Annotated in this window: 17 protein-coding genes; 7 read left to right on the top strand and 10 right to left on the bottom strand. The window is 62.4% G+C overall.

The genetic code is table 11. The features are described from left to right. Positions 1 to 7 precede the first annotated feature (7 nt). The gene (gene ltnD / locus J0663_RS23590; protein ID WP_207245352.1) at positions 8 to 949 is read right to left on the bottom strand and encodes an L-threonate dehydrogenase; all 942 of its coding nucleotides are present in this window, start codon (positions 947 to 949) and stop codon (positions 8 to 10) included. A gap of 65 nt (positions 950 to 1,014) precedes the next feature. Beyond that, entirely contained in the window at positions 1,015 to 2,331 is a 1,317-nt protein-coding gene (locus J0663_RS23585; protein ID WP_207245351.1) for an MFS transporter, read from the bottom strand. 193 nt (positions 2,332 to 2,524) lie between these two features. Between J0663_RS23585 and J0663_RS23580 the strand changes: the two genes are divergently transcribed. The 4 genes from J0663_RS23580 (at position 2,525) to J0663_RS23565 (ending at position 6,395) form a co-directional block, all read left to right on the top strand. Further along, entirely contained in the window at positions 2,525 to 3,523 is a 999-nt protein-coding gene (locus tag J0663_RS23580; protein ID WP_207245350.1) for a LacI family DNA-binding transcriptional regulator, read from the top strand. 16 nt (positions 3,524 to 3,539) lie between these two features. After that, the gene (gene otnC, locus J0663_RS23575) at positions 3,540 to 4,214 is read left to right on the top strand and encodes a 3-oxo-tetronate 4-phosphate decarboxylase (protein ID WP_207245349.1); all 675 of its coding nucleotides are present in this window, start codon (positions 3,540 to 3,542) and stop codon (positions 4,212 to 4,214) included. A 224-nt stretch (positions 4,215 to 4,438) separates the two neighbouring features. Further along, positions 4,439 to 5,107 carry a haloacid dehalogenase type II gene (locus tag J0663_RS23570; RefSeq protein ID WP_207245348.1) on the top strand — a complete coding sequence of 223 codons (669 nt, stop codon included), beginning with the start codon at positions 4,439 to 4,441 and terminating at the stop codon, positions 5,105 to 5,107. A gap of 13 nt (positions 5,108 to 5,120) precedes the next feature. Next, on the top strand, positions 5,121 to 6,395 hold the full coding sequence (locus J0663_RS23565; protein WP_207245347.1) for an NAD(P)/FAD-dependent oxidoreductase: 1,275 nt from the start codon (positions 5,121 to 5,123) through the stop codon (positions 6,393 to 6,395). A gap of 135 nt (positions 6,396 to 6,530) precedes the next feature. Here J0663_RS23565 and J0663_RS23560 read toward each other — a convergent pair whose 3' ends face one another. The 6 genes from J0663_RS23560 to argE all read right to left on the bottom strand — a co-directional run bounded on the left by J0663_RS23560 (position 6,531) and on the right by argE (position 13,163). After that, a complete protein-coding gene (locus J0663_RS23560) occupies positions 6,531 to 7,988 on the bottom strand; it encodes an NAD-dependent succinate-semialdehyde dehydrogenase (protein WP_207245346.1) in 1,458 nt (485 codons plus the stop codon). Between the two features lie 15 nt (positions 7,989 to 8,003). Next, a complete protein-coding gene (locus J0663_RS23555) occupies positions 8,004 to 9,047 on the bottom strand; it encodes a tartrate dehydrogenase (RefSeq protein ID WP_207245345.1) in 1,044 nt (347 codons plus the stop codon). Between the two features lie 9 nt (positions 9,048 to 9,056). Next, a complete protein-coding gene (locus J0663_RS23550) occupies positions 9,057 to 10,520 on the bottom strand; it encodes an aldehyde dehydrogenase family protein (protein WP_207245344.1) in 1,464 nt (487 codons plus the stop codon). 183 nt (positions 10,521 to 10,703) lie between these two features. Further along, entirely contained in the window at positions 10,704 to 11,057 is a 354-nt protein-coding gene (locus J0663_RS23545) for a cupin domain-containing protein (protein ID WP_207245343.1), read from the bottom strand. A 38-nt stretch (positions 11,058 to 11,095) separates the two neighbouring features. Further along, positions 11,096 to 12,019 (bottom strand): 2-hydroxyacid dehydrogenase, encoded by a 924-nt coding sequence (locus J0663_RS23540; protein WP_207245342.1) that lies wholly within the window; start codon positions 12,017 to 12,019, stop codon positions 11,096 to 11,098. A gap of 19 nt (positions 12,020 to 12,038) precedes the next feature. After that, positions 12,039 to 13,163 carry an acetylornithine deacetylase gene (gene argE / locus J0663_RS23535; RefSeq protein WP_207245341.1) on the bottom strand — a complete coding sequence of 375 codons (1,125 nt, stop codon included), beginning with the start codon at positions 13,161 to 13,163 and terminating at the stop codon, positions 12,039 to 12,041. A 245-nt stretch (positions 13,164 to 13,408) separates the two neighbouring features. Here argE and J0663_RS23530 point away from each other — a divergent pair, with 245 nt between their 5' ends. Further along, positions 13,409 to 14,311, top strand: coding sequence for a GNAT family N-acetyltransferase (locus J0663_RS23530; RefSeq protein WP_246590445.1), 903 nt, complete (start codon positions 13,409 to 13,411; stop codon positions 14,309 to 14,311). A gap of 7 nt (positions 14,312 to 14,318) precedes the next feature. Here J0663_RS23530 and J0663_RS23525 read toward each other — a convergent pair whose 3' ends face one another. Then, positions 14,319 to 14,522 (bottom strand): hypothetical protein, encoded by a 204-nt coding sequence (locus J0663_RS23525; protein ID WP_207245339.1) that lies wholly within the window; start codon positions 14,520 to 14,522, stop codon positions 14,319 to 14,321. Positions 14,523 to 14,792: 270 nt separating this feature from the next. After that, a complete protein-coding gene (locus tag J0663_RS23520) occupies positions 14,793 to 15,104 on the bottom strand; it encodes a hypothetical protein (protein ID WP_207245338.1) in 312 nt (103 codons plus the stop codon). Positions 15,105 to 15,413: 309 nt separating this feature from the next. On the opposite strand from J0663_RS23520, the gene J0663_RS23515 reads away from it, so the two are divergent. Both J0663_RS23515 and J0663_RS23510 read left to right on the top strand, forming a co-directional pair. Further along, the gene (locus J0663_RS23515) at positions 15,414 to 16,319 is read left to right on the top strand and encodes a LysR substrate-binding domain-containing protein (protein WP_207245337.1); all 906 of its coding nucleotides are present in this window, start codon (positions 15,414 to 15,416) and stop codon (positions 16,317 to 16,319) included. Positions 16,320 to 16,372: 53 nt separating this feature from the next. Beyond that, positions 16,373 to 17,503, top strand: coding sequence for an HPP family protein (locus J0663_RS23510; RefSeq protein ID WP_207245336.1), 1,131 nt, complete (start codon positions 16,373 to 16,375; stop codon positions 17,501 to 17,503). Positions 17,504 to 17,517: the final 14 nt, after the last annotated feature.

Below are 17,517 nucleotides of genomic sequence, written 5' to 3'. Positions count from 1 at the left end.
GTTCCCTCTACAGGCTCTGCGGCTCTTTGAAGCCCGGCAATTCTGCGCCGGAAAGCTGGGCATAGAGCCGGGCGAGCGAGGAATCGTCGTCACGGCCCATGCCGGCGCCTGCGGCGGCCAGATACATCTGCAAGGCGGCTGCCGCGAGCGGCACCGGATATCGTTCGGAGCGGGCCATATCCTGGACGATGCCGAGGTCCTTGACGAAAATCTCGATGCTGCTGAGCGGAGTATAATCGCCGGCCAGCACATGCGGCACGCGGTTTTCGAACATCCACGAATTGCCGGCCGAGGCCGTGATTACCTCATAGACCTTGTCGAGGTCGAGGCCCTGCTTGGCGGCAAAACTTATCGCCTCGCAGGCGGCGGCGATGTGCACGCCGGCGAGAAGCTGGTTGATCATCTTGAAGGCCGCGCCTTTGCCGGCTGCGTCGCCAAGCTCGTAGACTTTGGCGGCCATGGCGTCGAGACTTGGGCGGGCGGCGTCGAAGGCCTGCCTGGAGCCGGACGCCATGATCGTCAACGCGCCCTGCGCCGCCTTGGCCGCGCCGCCCGAAATCGGCGCGTCGAGATAATGCAAGCCGAGAGCCTCCACCCGTTGCGCCAGATCGCGGGCGACGGCTGGATCCATGGTGGCCGACGAGATGAAGACCGCGCCGGGCTCCATCGCATGCGCGACGCCTTCAGGCCCGAATAGCACCGCCTCGGTCTGCGCGCCGTTGACGACCACGGAGACGACGATGTCGGCGCCCTTTGCCGCATCGGCGGGGGTCGCTGCGCCACGTCCGCCATCAGCGATGAAGCGGTCCACCGCCGCCGGCGTGATGTCATATCCGACGACGTCGAGACCGGCGCGCTTCATCGACCGGGCCATTCCGAGCCCCATGGAACCAAGACCGATTACGGCCGCGACAATGGCGGAGCCCGGGTTTTCAGCAAGCGGTGACATGAGGAGATTCTCCATCTTGTGAGGAACGTCTGCGCCCTCCGGGTCCTGTCCCGGAGGGCTGCCGTTCAGCGATTGACGCTTTTCGCCGGAACCGTCAACACGGCCAGCGAGCCAATGACCAGCGCGGCCGCCAGCAGATACATGCCGGCGCTGTTGGTGCCGGTGAAATCCTTGAGATAGCCGACCAGAAACGGCCCGAGAAACCCGGCGAGGTTGCCGACCGAATTGATCCAGGCGATACCGGCCGCAGCGCCGGTGCCGGCAAGAAAGGCCGTCGGCAGCGACCAGAAGAGCGGCGCGCAGCTGATCGCACCCGCCGCCGCCAGCGAGAGGCAGACGATCGAGACCGTCGTGCTGGTCGCCATGGTCGCCGCGACAAAACCGCCGGCGGCGGTGAGAGCCGGGACGACGAGATGCCAGCGGCGTTCGCGCAGCCTGTCGGCGGAACGGCCGAGCGCCAGCATGGCGACGAATGTGCAGATATAGGGGATCGCGGAAATCAGACCGATATTCAGATTTCCGCTCACGCCCGAGGCCTTGACGATGGTCGGCATCCAAAAATTCAGGCCATATTGCCCGAGCACGAAGCAAAAATAGATCAGGCACATCAGCCAGACGCGACGGTCGGCCAGGGTTGCCGCGATGCTGTGCGGGCTTGTCGCCTTGATCCGGTTCTCCGCCTCGATATTGGCCGTCAGCACGCGCTTTTCCTTATCGTCCAGCCATTTCGCGTCCTGGATCGTATCATCAAGATAGAAGAACGTCGCGATACCGAAAAGAATGGCCGGAACGGCTTCGATCAGGAACATCCACTGCCAGCCTGAAAGGCCATGCGCGCCGTGGAAACTGTCCATCAGGAGACCCGATAGCGGATTGCCGAAAATGGCGGAGACCGGGATCGCCGACATGAAGGTGGTGATGATCCTGGCGCGGCGATGGGCCGGATACCACGCGGTCAGATAGAGAATGATGCCAGGGAAAAATCCGGCTTCGGCAACGCCCAACAGGAAACGCAGGACATAGAAGACGGTTTCCGACGAGGTGAACATGAAGGCGGCTGATATGATGCCCCACGTGACCATGATGCGGGCGATCCACACCCGCGCGCCCACCTTGTTCATGATGACGTTGCTCGGCACTTCAAACAGAAAATAACCGATGAAGAAGATGCCGGCGCCGATGCCATAGGCGGCTTCCGACAGGCCGAGTTCGCTCGACATCTGCAGCTTCGCGAAGCCGACATTGACGCGGTCGAGATAGGCCACGACGTAGCACAGCATCAAAAAGGGTATTATGCGCCAGAATACCTTGCCATAGGCCCGGTCCTCCCAGGCCTCAGCGATATATGCGCCAGCCACTGGCGCCTGCGTCTGCAGTGTCATGATTTTCTCCTCCACTGTTGCCGGCCCGTCGATCCTCCTGCGGCCCGGCGCGCCGTCTTTGGCAGCGCTGCCAATTTCCAATAGTCCATTTTGGCAGCGCTGCCAACGGTAAATTGGTAGCGCTGCCAAAAAAATCTTGCTTCTTGGCGTGAGCAATGAAAAATGGTGGGGAAAAGCTGGGTTCGATGTAACGATGGAATTCAAACATCAGGCGACGGTAACGCTTGCCGAGGTCGCGGAAGCGGCCGGTGTCGGTGAAAGCACGGTGTCGCGTGTGCTGCGCAACCACGGTTCGTTTTCCGGCAGGACGCGGGAGCGGGTGATGGCTGCCGTCGAGCGGCTGGGCTATGTGCCGAACCGGATTGCCGGGACGCTGGCCTCCACCGGTTCGCGTCTGGTCGCCTTCGTCATTCCCTCGCTCTCGAACATCGTCTTTCCCGATGTGCTGCGCGGCGCCAGCGCCGTCCTGGAAGAAAACCGCTACCAGGCGGTGTTCTCCGTCACCGATTATGATCCGGCCAAGGAGGAAGCGCTCGCCGCCGCGATGCTTGCCTGGCGCCCGGCGGCAGTGATGTTGGCGGGCTACGAGCATACCGAGGGAACAGCGAAGATGCTGCGTGCCAGCGGATGCCGGGTGGTGGAGTTGCTCGATTTGGACGGCGATCCCCTCGATATCGCCGTCGGCTTCTCGAACCGCGCGGCCGGACAGGAGAGCGCTGCCTTCCTGCTCCGGCGGGGCTACCGACGGATCGGCTATGTCGGTCACGACCTGGACCGCGACACCCGTGCCGGAAAGCGTTTTTTGAGCTTTTGCGAAACTCTCGAAGCTAACGGAACTCCACTTATCGCTCGCGAAATCCTGGCGAGCGCTTCGTCAGTGGAAAACGGCAAGCAGGGACTGGAGCGACTGTTGGCACGAGCGACCGACCTCGATGCGGTCTACTTTTCCAACGATGACATGGCGCTCGGCGGTTATTTTCACTGTCTCGCTCAAGGGATCGCCATCCCCTCGCAGCTCGCCATATTCGGCTATAACGGTCTCGATATCGGCCGGGCAATCCCGCAACCTTTATCGACCATCCGGACGCCGCGTGTGGCAACGGGGCAGATTGCCGCGCAGCTGGTCATCGCCAATGCGCCGCCGCAGGCCATCGATCTCGGTTTTGAACTGATCGAAGGGGCAACTGCGTAATATTGGAGGAACCGCCATGTCCGACACGCGCCTGCGTGAGGAAATCTGCCGATACGGTCGCTCGCTGTTCGAGCGCGGGCTGACGCCCGGTTCGTCCGGCAACATATCGTTGCGATTGGAGGACGGCGGCTGGCTGGTGACGCCGACCAACGCCTCGCTCGGCTTTCTCGACCCGGCCCGCATCTCAAGGCTTGACGCGGAAGGCCGGCTGCTGTCCGGCGACAAGCCGACAAAAGAAATCCCGCTTCACACTGCCCTCTATGAGACACGCGGCAGCGCCCGTGCCATCGTCCATCTTCACTCCACTCATGCGGTGGCGCTGACGATGCTGCCGGAGATCGATCCGCGTGCCGCCCTGCCGCCGATGACGCCATATTATCTCATGCGCGCCGGTGAGACCGCTTTGGTGCCGTATTTTCGCCCCGGGGATCCGGCGGTGGCAGACGCGATCCGGGGGCTGGCTGGCAGATATTCTTCGGTGCTTCTGGCCAATCATGGCCCTGTCGTCGCCGGTGACAGTCTGGAAGCGGCGGTCTTCGCGACCGAGGAACTGGAGGAAACGGCGAAGCTCTATCTGCTGCTGCGCAACCTCAATCCCCGTTTCCTCAGCCCTGCTCAGGTGGCCGATCTCGTCAATACCTTCGACCTCGATCTTCCATCGCATCATGAGCATGATCACGATCACGATTGAACCGATAGCCGGCCGCCTTCCGGCGGCGCAGAACTGGGCCGTTTGATCCTTTCTTACGATCGCTTCAATTTCCAGGAGCAGCAAGCGCGCGCAACCTTCTGCCAAACGCCACTCTCGATACGATAGATTCTGCTTCCGATGCGGCTAATTCAGGTAAGCCACGGGTGAAGCAGTGCCTATGATTTTGAACACGTCCCCAGTTCCGATCGTTAAAGGATACGCAGATGACGACGTTCCGTCCGAAATACATCACCTTCGATTGCTACGGCACGCTGACCAATTTTCAGATGGCAGAAGCGGCACGCGATCTCTACGGCGACCAGCTCGATGAGCCGCGCATGGTGGAGTTCATCAAGAATTTCGCCGCCTATCGCCTGGACGAGATCATGGGCGCCTGGAAGCCCTACGCCGAGGTTGTCCATAATTCGCTCGAGCGGACTTGCAAGCGCAACGGCGTAACATTTCGCGACGAAGCCGCTCAGATGATCTACGCGCGTGTTCCGACCTGGGGGCCGCATCGCGACGTACCGGAGGGCCTCGCCAGGGTCGCCCGGGAAATTCCGCTGGTGATCCTGTCGAACGCCATGGACGCGCAGATCATGTCGAATGTCGAAAAGCTCGGTGCGCCATTCCACGCTGTCTATACCGCCCAACAGGCAAATGCCTACAAACCGCGGTTCCAGGCCTTTGAATATATGTTCGACATGCTCGGCTGCGGACCGCAAGACGTGCTGCATTGCTCGTCCTCCTTCCGCTATGATCTGATGTCGGCCCACGATCTCGGCATCAAGAACAAGGTCTGGGTCAATCGCGGTCACGAGCCGGCCAATCCCTATTACGGCTATGTAGAAATTTCAGGTATATCGAGCCTGCCTGGCGTCGTTGGCCTCTGACGGAGACAAGCGGATGCAATTCCAGTCCTACTGGCACGACACAGCCCGTGCTTTTGCCGATGCGGCTCAAGGCCCGGTCGAAGGGCATTATGATGTCGCCGTCATCGGGGCTGGCTTTACGGGGCTAGCAGCAGCGCGCCAGCTTGCGAAAGTCGGCGCCAGGGTCGTCGTACTGGAGGCAGAACGAGTGGGCTGGGGCGCATCGGGGCGCAATGGAGGCCACCTCAACAACGGACTGGCCCACAGCTTCCTGTCCGCGAAGTCAGCGCTCGGCGCGGAGAATGCTATCGCGCTCTATCGTGCGTTCGATGAGTCCATCGACACGATCGAGGCGATCATCGCCGAGGAGGGCATCGACTGCAATTTCCGTCGCGCCGGAAAGCTGAAGCTTGCCTCCAAACCTCAGCATTTCGAGGCCATTGCCCGCAACTTCGAGGCTGTGCACAGAGACGTCGATCCGGAGACGGCGCTGCTTTCGGCGGATGACTTGAAGAGTGAGGTCGGCTCGCCCTTCCATGGCGCCATGCTCTCGAAGAAGAGTGCGATGATGCATATGGGTCGCTATGTCGCCGGGCTCGCCGCCGCGGCCGTCCGCCACGGCGCCGTCATCTTCGAAAAGGCGGCGGTGACGGCGCACCGGCAGGGCAATGGTCGGCACAGCCTTGCGACCGCACGCGGCAGCGTTACCGCAGACCACGTCTTGGTCGCGACGGGCGCCTACACGCCGTCCCTCTTCGGCTATTTTCGCCGCCGGATCATTTCGGTCGGCAGTTTTCTTGTGGCCACCCGTCCGCTGACCGATGCCGAAATCGCCGCGACGATGCCGGGAAACCGGACCTGCGTCACCTCGATGAATATCGGCAATTATTTCCGACTGTCGCCGGACAAGCGGCTGATCTTCGGCGGCCGCGCACGTTTTTCCGCCACGTCTGATCAGCGCTCGGATGAAAAGAGCGGCGATATTCTGCGCGCCAGCCTGGCCGAAATCTTCCCACGACTTGCCGGCGTTGAGATCGACTATTGCTGGGGCGGGCTCGTCGATATGACGAAAGACCGTTATCCCCGCGCGGGCTACGTTGACGGCGTTTGGTACGCCATGGGCTATTCCGGCCACGGCGCCCAACTCTCCACCCATCTCGGCATGATCATCGCCGACGCCATCATGGGCAAGGCGGACCGCAATCCGGTAAAGGGGCTCGAATGGCCTGCCGTGCCCGGCCATTTCGGCAAGCCGTGGTTCCTGCCGGTCGTCGGGCTCTATTACAAGACGCTTGATCGCTTCGTGTAAGCGCGGCGTGACGAGAGCGGTCGAGGCTTTCTCAGCCGCGTCTCTCAAAAGCTGCCGCCGTTTGGAAGAAGGTGGAAAAGAACTACTTGGGAAGGGCGCCGGCGGAGTTTCCGGCGCCCTTTGTCTTCTTGCCGGTCAGGAGAGCCCACCGATGTGGAAACTCTTCATTTCAAGATATTCCTCAATGCCGCATTGGGCGCCCTCGCGCCCGAGGCCGGATTGCTTGACGCCGCCGAACGGAGCGACCTCAGTCGAGATGGCGCCCGTGTTCAGGCCGATCATGCCGAATTCGAGCGCCTCGCCGACCCGCCAGGACCGTTTCAGGCTCTCCGTGTAGAAATAGGCCGCAAGGCCGAAGGGAGTGGAATTTGCGATGCGGATCGCCTCCTCCTCGGTGTCGAAGCGAAAGAGAGGGGCAACGGGTCCGAATGTCTCTTCGGTGGCAAGCTGCATCTCGGTCGTTGCGCCTCCGAGCACCATCGGCGCCGCATATTGATCGCCGACCGGCATGGAGCCGGCAGTGGCGAGGATCTTGGCTCCCTTTTCCACCGCATCATCCACGTGACGCTTGATCTTGTCGATCGCAGCCTTGTTGATCATCGGTCCGATATCGGTGCCGGCCTCAGTGCCTGCCCCGACCTTCATGGCCGAGACCCGCGCGCCGAGTTTGGCGGCAAAGGCGTCGTAGACGCCGGACTGGACGAGAAGGCGGTTGGCGCAGACACAGGTCTGTCCACCGTTGCGGAATTTCGATGCGATGGCGCCCTCCACGGCAAGGTCGAGATCGGCATCGTCGAAGACGATGAAAGGCGCGTTTCCGCCGAGTTCGAGACTGAGCCGCTTGATGCTGTCGGCCGCGCCGCGCATCAACAGCGACCCGACGCGGGTTGAGCCGGTGAAAGAGATCTTGCGGACGGTCTGGTTCGTCATCAACTCGTTGCCGATTGCGGTCGGCATGCCGGTGACGATGTTGATCACCCCCTTGGGGATGCCGGCGCGCTCCGCCAGTACGGCGAGCGCCAGTGCCGAGAAGGGGGTCAGCTCCGATGGCTTGATGACGACCGTGCAACCGGCCGCAAGTGCTGGCCCCACCTTGCGGGTGATCATCGCATTTGGAAAATTCCACGGTGTGACGATCGCCGATACGCCGACGGGCTCCTTCAGAACGACGATCCGCCGCTCTGCGGTGGGCGAGGGGATGGTCGTTCCGCCAATGCGGCGCGCTTCCTCGGAAAACCATTTGATGAACGAGGCGCCGTAACGGATTTCGACGCGCGCCTCCGTCAGCGGCTTGCCCTGTTCCCGGGTCAGGATCAGCGCCAGATCCTCGATATTGTCCATCATCAGATCGTGCCAGGCTTCCAGCAAAGCGGCGCGCTCGGCATTGGTTTTTGCCCGCCATGGACCGAAGGCCTTTTCCGCCGCCGCGATTGCCGCCCGCGTATCGGCTCCGTCCATGTCGGGCACCATGCCCAGCACATTCTGCGTCGCCGGGTCGATCACCTCGATCATGCGCCCGGTTGCGGCCGCACGCCATTCTCCGTCGATCAGCCCTTGCTGGCGAAGCAGGCTCTCATCCCTTAGTCCGTTCATTTAGTTCTCCATTGATCAGTCAAGTGCCGAAAGCACCGATGCCGTGATTGCATCGGTCTTGTCTTTGCCGGGGATTGCGCCGATGCCGCGTGCGGTCGTTGCCTCGATAGCTGCCATCACCTTTCCGGCCGCAGCCGTTTCCCCCAGATGCTGCAGCATCATCGCTCCCGACCAGATGGCGGCGATCGGATTGGCGATGCCGAGATGAGCGATATCGGGCGCGGAACCGTGGACGGGTTCGAACATCGACGGCGCCCGGCGATCAGGATTGACGTTGGCGGATGCCGCAAACCCGAGCCCACCCTGGATGGCGGCGCCGAGGTCGGTCAGAATGTCGCCGAACAGGTTGGATGCAACCACGACATCGAGACTATCGGGCGCCATGACCATACGGGCGGCCATGGCGTCGATATGGTAGCTCGTCACTTCGACATCGGGATATTCGGCGGAGAGGCGGTGGGTGATCTCGTCCCAGAAGACCATCGAATATTTCTGCGCGTTGGACTTGGTCACCGACGCGAGTTTACCGCGCCGCGCACGCGCTTGCTCGAAGCCGAAACGCAGGATGCGTTCGACCCCCTTTCGGGTGAAGATGGAGGTTTCGACCGCCACCTCGCTGTCTGTGCCCTGATGCACGCGGCCGCCGGCGCCGGAATATTCGCCCTCGGTGTTTTCACGGATGCACAGGATGTCGAAGTCTTGCGACCGCAGCGGTCCCAGCACACCGGGCAGCAGCTTGTGCGGGCGGATGTTGGCATATTGCACAAAAGCCTTGCGGATGGGCAGCAGCAACCCATGCAGCGACACGGAATCCGGCACCTTGCTGGGCCATCCGACGGCGCCGAGCAAGATGGCGTCGAAGGATCTCAGCGTCTCGATCCCGTCGGCGGGCATCATGCTGCCGTTTTCGAGATAGTAGTCGCAGGACCAGGGGTAGCGGGTCGCTTCAAGACAAAACCCGCTCGATCCGGCAGTCTTTTCGAGCACGGCCCAGGCAGCGTCGGTCACGTCGCGGCCGATGCCGTCTCCCGGCAGAAGGGCAATCCTGTAGGTCTTCATCGCAGCTCCTTAAAGGCTGATGAGCACGCTCTTGCTCTTGCGGTTGGCATGATAGGCTTCGCGGCCGAGGTCCTTGCCGATGCCGGACTGCTTGTAGCCGCCGGTCGGCAGGATATGGTCGCGCGAGCGGCCGTAGCGGTTGACCCAGACGGTGCCGGCCTGCAGGCGGCGGGTGAGGCGGATCGCACGGGAGAGATCGCGGGTGAAGAGACCGGCGGCCAGGCCATAGGATGGATGATCTGCCAGGCTCAGCGCCTCCTCTTCCGTCTCGAAGGTCTGGATGGTCAGGACCGGCCCGAAGATTTCCTCGAGAACCGCGGGTGATGTTGCCGTTACGCCCGAAATCAGGGTCGGCGCGTAGAAATAGCCCTCACGATCGAGCCGGCGGCCACCGGTGAGGCATTCGGCCCCGCCGTCGATCGCGGCGCGGATGATGCCGTCCATGCGGGCGATCTGGCGTTCGGAGATGACGGGCGAATAATCGGTCGTTTCGTCCCAGGTGGGGCCGGGGCGGATTGCCGCCAGCCTCGCGATGAGTGCGGCCGCGAGTGCATCCGCTATCTTCGCCTCGACGATGAGGCGGGATCCGCATATGCAGGCCTGGCCGGCATTGGACAAAATGCTGGCGGCGATGGCGCCTGCCGCGAGATCGAGATCGGCATCCGCAAAGACCAACTGCGGGCTCTTGCCGCCGAGCTCCAGTGTCATCGGCTTCACGCCCGTCCTGGCAATATTGGCCATGATCGCCGCGCCGGCCGTCGTCGAGCCGGTGAAGCTGACTTTGGAAATCCCCGGATGTCCGGTGATGGCGGTGCCGGTGGTCGGGCCGTCACCAAGGACGATGTTGACGAGGCCGGCGGGCAAGCCGGCCCGCACCGAAAGCTCGGCAAGATAGAGTGTCGAGAACGGCGTCATTTCCGATGGTTTCAACACCACCGCATTGCCCGCCGCCAGTGCCGGGCCAAGCTTCCAGCCCGCCATCGACAAGGGGAAATTCCAGGGTGTGATGGCGCCGACCACACCATAGGGCTCCGTCACGATCATGCCGAAATTCGCGTCGTCGGTCGGGACGAGATCGCCGCCTTCCTTGTCGGCGAATTCGGCAAAGAAGCGGATCTGCTCGGCGGTGACGGCGATATCGCCGGCGACGAGATGGCCGACGGGGCGGGTTGAGGAGAGCGCTTCAAGCCTGGCGAGAGTTTCTGCCTCGGCTTCGATCAGGTCAGCCCAGCGCTGTAGCGCCGTGGTGCGCTCACGCGGCCGCACGCCGCCCCAATTGCTCCTGTCTAACGCCCCCCTTGCCGTCTCGACGGCTTGGTCCACGAGCGCCGCGTCGGCGAGCGGGCAGCCCGCATAGGCTTTGCCGTCGGAAGGCCGATGCATGTCGATGACGGCTTCGGCCGGAACCAGACGGCCGCCGATGAAATGTCCGACAGGCAGGGAGATCGTGTTGGGATCGAAGCTGAGTGTCATTGCGTGTCCTCGCCGTGAGCTGAGAACAAGCCTAGCTGGGGAAAGCGAGCAGCATGCATCGACCGGGAATGCTGCGACGGTCGAAAATTGCGTTTTGCGCGCCGCCGTCAGTCAAATCTACGGCGGATGCCCGGCACCGATGCCGCACCGTCCGCGCGCGGAAAACCGCGCTCCGCGTCGCAGTCACGTCACGGTCACGTAGATCTTGCGGACCGTCTCGATCGTCTTCCAGACGCCGACGAAGCCCGGCTTCATGACAAAGCTGTCGCCGGCCTTGTAGACGACCGGCTCTCCGCCTTCGGGGGTGAGTTCGACCAAGCCTGAAAGAATATGGCAGAATTCGAATGTCTCGCCCTTGATGGATCGAGTCTCACCGGGCGTCGCCTCCCATACGCCGGTATGAACCGTGTCTGCGCGAGCAACATCCTGCGCCCAGGTCTTGTAGGTTGGATTGCCCGAGATCAGGCGCTCGGGGAGGGGGCCGGACTCGCGCGGCGCCTGGGATGGGTTGACGTCGATTGTCTTGAGCAGGGACATGGGTTTCCTTTCCGGGGTCAGATGTGTGGGGAGATGAATCAGTAGCCTCGGCTGCGATCGACCAGCCCGATCGGGTCGAGGCCGACGCGATGCCGTCTGATGTTGCCGATCACGGCGGCCGCGGCGGTTTCAGCTTGGGTGACGCTGGCAATATGCGGCGTCAGCAGAATTTTCGGATGGCTCCAGAAGGCGTGGTCAGCCGGCAGCGGCTCCGGATCGGTGACGTCGACGACGGCGCCGGAGAGATGTCCGGCGTTCAGCGCGTCGACGAGCGCCTGATGATCGAGCTGGGCGCCGCGGCCGACATGAACGAGTGCTGCCCCGGACGGAAGCTTGGCGAAGAGTTCGGCATTCAGAAAGCCGCGCGTCTCCTCCGTCAGCGGCAGCATGCAGACGAGAATATCGCTGGTTTCAAGCAGGACCTCGAGTCCCTCGCCGCCGCTGAGGCATCGAACGCTGTCGATGATGCGGGGAGTACGACTCCAGCCGGACAGTGGAAAGCCGAAGGGCCGCAAGCTCTTAAGCACCGCGCTTCCCAGCATGCCAAGCCCGAGTACTCCGATACGGCGTTTCGTGGCCTGCACCGGTGTCATCGGCTGCCAGATCCGGCGCCGTTGCTGGTCGAGATAGGCGGGCAGATCACGATGGAGAGCGAGCACGGCGAGCGTCGCATATTCCTGCATCATTCTGATGATGCCGTCTTCGACCATGCGCACCACCTTGACCCCGGCAGGCACCGCATCGATGCGGAACTGGTCGACGCCGGCGCCGATCGAAAAGAGGATTTCGAGATTGCGGTAGCGCACGAGATCATCCGGAACAGTCCAGGTGATCAGGTAGCGTATCGATTCCGGTTCGACCGATGCCGGATCAATGGCGAAGGCAATGTCCGGCAGTTCGCGCGCGAAGGCCTCGGCGAATATGGCGCCGCGCTTCGCATCGGAATTGAAGAGAAAGGTCATTGCATCGGCTCCTTAATCGTCAGCGGATGCAATGCCGGGCGAGCGCCTCGACCATCGCCTGGCAGGCCAGCAGTTCATCGGCAATTATGAATTCGTCCGGCTTGTGAGCACGGGCGATGTCACCCGGCCCGCAGATGATCGCGTCAATGCCGGCCCGCTGGAAAAGACCGGCTTCGGTGCCGTAGCTGACGGCGTCGAGCGGCTCCACGCCGGTGAGTTCTTCAAGCAAGCGTGCAAGCGGCGCTTCGGCGGCAAGCGACAGCGCCGGATAGGCGCTGAGTTCGCGCCACTCCACCTCGAAGCCGCGCCGCGGCAGCGCCTCGGCCACCGCCCGAAGCGGCGTCAGTAGCGTGGCCGGGTCGATCGCGGAAATCGCCCTGGCTTCGAACTCGGCTTCGCAGGTCTCGGGAATGATGTTGACCGCCTGGCCGCCCTTCAGCGTGCCGACCTGAAGCGAGGAATAGGGCGGTTCGAACACATGCTCGAACGGGCCTTTGGACAGGCGTTCCGCTTCGGCGCCGGCGCAGGCCAAGACGTCGGTCATGGCATGGATTGCATTCAGTCCCTGGTCCGGGCGCGAGGAATGACCGGACCGGCCCCGGATCGTCAACCGGGCTGCGGCCTTGCCCTTGTGGGCGCGGATCGCCTGCATGCCGCTCGGCTCGCCGATGATCGCGCCAAGCGGATGGGCACAGAGCTCAGGCAGGCGCGCGATCATGTGCGGGACGCCGCGGCAACCCGCCTCCTCATCGTAGGAAAAGGCGAGGTGGATGGGCCGGCCGAGTTGTGCCGCCGCGAGTGCAGGAACGGCCGCAAGCATGACGGCTAGAAAGCCTTTCATGTCGGTGGTTCCGCGACCGTAGAGGCGGCCCGCCTCGGCGCGGAGTCGAAACGGATCGCTGCTCCACCCGTCTTCTGCGGCGGGAACGACGTCCATATGACCGGAGAGGATGTAGCCGGGCATCTCCCTTGGGCCGATTGTCGCGAAGAGGTTCGACCGGTCACCCTCGGGGCCGCGAAGCTCGGTGATGGCAATGCCGTGATTTTGCAGGTAATGCCGAATCCAGCCGACGATCTCGCCGTTCGGTGTACCGACGACGGAGGGGAAGCCGACAAGCCTTTCGAGGATTTCAATTGCCTGCATAAGCCTTCTCACGTCGTATCGCTACCGGGCTCTGGCCATCACGGCGCTGCCGGCGGTCGGGTTCGGGCTATGACTGTAGAGGCCCGCCCAGGCTTTATTTGCTGAAAGTGCATCGGATTTGGATGATTGTTGTGTTTGCGCGGGCTTCGCCAGTCGATTGTATCGCGCGATCCGTCCTAATCTCTATAAAGGAATATCCTCGGCGGCTTTCCCAAGGGGCCAGACACGCGCCAGGAGGGCGGGTAGTGAGTGCACTGACATCCGAATCCAGATTGGTCGATAGTTTTGAGACGCGCATCGCCGGGATCGACAGCGTCGACCTCGACAAACTCCATGCGCTTTCGATGTCCGTCGCCTGGCCTCATCGCCGGGAAGACTGGCAGTTCCTGCGCGAATTCGGCCAGGGTATCGCGGCCATCGATGAAATCGGCCGCATCCTCGGCTCCGCCATGTGGTTTCCCTATGATGATCGCTTCGCCACGATCGGTATGGTCATCACCTCGCCGCGCCTGCAGGCCAACGGCGCCGGGCAATGGCTGATGCGCCACGCGCTCGACCAGGTCGCTGGACGCAATCTGGGGCTGAACTCGACACGGGCGGCGCGACGCCTTTATCTATCCCTGGATTTTGTGTCGGAGGCGCCCGTCTATCAATGCCAGGGTGAAGCGACATTGCCGCCGGATGTGGAACTGTCGGACGGTGCCGTCGTACGCCCCCTGGACGCTGGAGATCTAGGGCCGATCGCGGACCTGGATCGCGTGGCCTTCGGCACCGACCGCAGGCTGCTTCTGGCTCGCCTTATAGCAAGTTCCAAGGGCGTCGTGCTGGTCCGCGGCGGCCGGATCGAGGCCTTCTCACTTTGCCGAAGGTTCGGGCGCGGCCATGTCGTCGGTCCGGTGGTGGCGAGCAGTGACGCAGACGCGATTGCCGTCATCCATCCGCATGCGGTCGAGCATGCAGGCGCATTCCTGCGCCTCGACACACGCGAGAAAGGCGGGATATTCGGCGATTTCCTCTCCCGCTGCGGCCTTGCGATCTACGACATGGTGACGACCATGTCGCTGGGCGAGCCCTGGCTGCCGAATCCGGGACATCAAGCGGAGCATCAGCCGAAGACCTATGCGCTCGTCAGTCAGGCGCTAGGTTGACAGGGCATCAAGCGCCGGGACAGATGGGCAAGGCGGCCGAAGCCTGGGTTCGTTCGAATTCGGGCCGGAACGAACGATATTGCCATAGGCCTTCCGCGGTTTCTCGCCGGTATACGGTCTCGAGCCAGAACACCGTATCGTCGATCGGCACGACGGGATGCCAGGCATACCACTGCGACCAGATCCTTCTTCCCTCCTGATTCCCGATCATCGCCCCTCTCCCATTCTTGAATCGGTTCGCTCCGAAAAATATTCAGGCAGAAAGAATAATAATACGAAATTATTCCTTCACGAAGATCATTCTAAGGGCCGCTCGAACCCATCCTTCCCATGTCTTTCGCGGGACTTTGCGAACCGCGGTGGAAACGATGCGACTGCTGAGGAATGAGTTTCACAGGTGGCTGCAGGTCTCGATCGGGCGTCGAGAAATGAAGCCGTACGGTCTCGTCGCCGCTGGCATGCTCGCACAAGACGGACGGGCTCAGCCAATTGAGCGTAGCCCGAGATAGGCTGCCAGGCTGACGACGGAAAGGGCGATAGTCAGCCTCGGTCGGGCGTCGTCGAGCAGTGCTGCCAGTAAAAGGCAGAGCATGAGGATGACGGACTTGGCCCAAAGGCCCTGATCGGAGACAGTGAAGGCGGCCGCTGCCAGAAAGACGGCGCTTGCGACGATCGTCACGGGAGCGGATTTTTCTGAAAGGTCGCCGCCTGGAAAATATGGCAGAAGAAAGCGCCGCATGCTCAGGCCCGAAGCGACGCTCAGAAGTAGACAAGTCAGGACAAGGTGCAACATCGGGCCGATCGCTCTGCAGGTAAGCATACAGAAGCAATCCGCATGCCAGCTCGCAAAACACCGTGCGGCGGAGACCATATCGCGGCTTGCATGGCTATTTCGGCGGCGCAGCGATCTTTTTTTCGGCAATCCCTTGCCTGTTTGTCTGCGGATGGCATGGAGGTCTGAACGAGCAAGTCGGAGCCGGGAACCTTCAGGCGCCACCCCGTTCCGGCGCTATCGCCCGGTGCCGAAACCCGCTTGAGCTCAAGAGATGATTTTTATATAGAGAATTATAAATCGCTCTAATTCTGGAAAAGAGATTTTTCATTGGACCTTTCGTCGATCGAGATATTCCTCGCCGTTGCCAGCGACCGCAGCGTGACAAAGGCGGCAAAGGCCGTCGGGCGGGTGCCGTCGAACGTGACGACGCGCATCCAGCAGCTGGAGGAGGATCTTGGCGCTTTGCTGTTCAGTCGTGACGGCAAGAAGATGACGCTGACACGCGAGGGTGAGACATTCCTCGCCTATGCCAACCGGCTTATGGCGCTTGCGCTCCAGGCGCGGCAGGCCGTGCGTCCTCTCGCCCCATCGGGAACTCTGCGCGTCGGCACGATGGAGAGCACGGCGGCAAGCAGGCTGCCTGCGGCGCTGACGCAATTCAACCAGATGTGGCCCGACGTGTCGCTGCATCTGACGATGGGCGCGTCTCGTGATCTGGCCCGCGACGTCCTGGCTGATGTGCTGGATTGCGCGCTGATTGCCCGCCCGCCAAAGACGATGCGCGAGGAGGATCTGGATTTCGACGCCGAACTCGAGGCGCTGGAAATGGAGACGATCTTCGTCGAAGATCTGTTGATCGTGCTGCCATCCGGGCATCCCGTCATCAAATCCGCCGCCGACCTGCGTGTCGGATCGCTCGCGGCCTTGGAACCCGGCTGCACCTATCGCCGGATCGCCGAAAACTGGGCGCGCAAATCGAGCGCCCTGCCGACGAGCGAGCTCGGCTCCTACCATGCGATCCTGGCGAGTGTTGCGACCGGGAATACGGCGGGTGTGATGCCGAGATCCGTGCTTGATCTCATGCACTGGCCGACGGCCGTCCAGACCCATCAGCTCGGGCCCGTCGAGACGCTGCTGATCTACCGCAGGGAGGATCGCCCCAGCGCGTTCAGTGCCTTCCGTGAAGTGCTCAGCGCTGGGAAAGGCGGAGGTATCAGGCTGGCGACGAACTAGCTCCTCCGTCTTCTCCTTCGCCCCAGACAATCCTCGCTTACATTGGTCTTCGCATGCAGCATCCCGTTTCACCAAAGGTCGGGTCGAGCCGTTTTCCTCGCTTTCGCCTGTTTTCGCCCATCCTGGCCGGCGCGACATTAAGAGAACGATTGATCGCGTGTTTCGGCGCGCTGCTGGGCATCGGTCTCACCGGCGTCATCAGCGGCTACCTGTTCGGCCAAGGACCGCATCTTCCGCTGCTCGTCGCGCCGATGGGGGCGTCGGCGGTGCTGCTTTTCGCAGTGCCGGCAAGCCCGCTGGCGCAGCCCTGGGCAATCATCGGCGGCAATACGATTTCCGCCATGATGGGCATCATTGCCGCCTATTTTATAGGTGATCCGATCATTGCGACGGGCGTCGGCGTTTCGCTCGCCATAGGCGCGATGTCGTTCACGCGGTGCCTTCACCCGCCGGGAGGGGCCGCAGCACTGACAGCCGTGCTCGGCGGTCCTGTCGTCGCCGGCTGGGGGTTCCTGTTTCCCTTCGTGCCGGTCGCTTTGAATTCCTGCATTCTCGTCGGGCTTGGGCTGCTGTTCCACAAGCTTTCAAGGCGGAACTATCCGCACGTCGTCCCGAAACCTGCGGAGAACACCCATCAGACGACCGATGCGCCATCTGCCGTGCGGGTGGGTTTTCGCGAAGAAGATGTCGATGCCGCCCTCGAAGCGCTCGACGAAACCTTCGATATCGATCGGGCAGACCTCGGGCGACTGTTGCAGCAGGTCGAGTTGCAAGCGGCTATCCGCTCAAACGGCAAGATAAGCTGCGCCGATATCATGTCGCGTGACGTGATCGCCATCGGCGAGACATCCGAGCCGGACGCCGCACGCCATCTTCTTTTGAAGCACAATATCCGCACCTTGCCGGTCAAGGATCCGGAAGGCCGTCTGGTCGGCACTCTCGGCTTGCGTGAATTGTTTGCCGGCGGCGATACGATTGCCCATGCGATCTCCAAACCGGCGGTGGCGAGAGCTTCGGATGCTGCTCTGTCGCTGCTGCCCGTTCTGACGGACGGGCGCACGCATGCCGTCATCGTGGTCGACGACGACGACCGAATCCTCGGCCTGATATCACAGACGGACCTCTTGAGCGCCGTGGCGCGGCTGCTGCCGAATGACGGCGACACGATCGCGGCCGTGGCGTGAACTCGCGGAGCCGC

The sequence above is a fragment of the Rhizobium lentis genome (assembly GCF_017352135.1).
GTDB lineage: Bacteria > Pseudomonadota > Alphaproteobacteria > Rhizobiales > Rhizobiaceae > Rhizobium > Rhizobium lentis.
The sequence above is the reverse complement of the archived record's forward strand: the minus strand, read 5'-3'. Positions and strand labels throughout refer to the sequence as shown.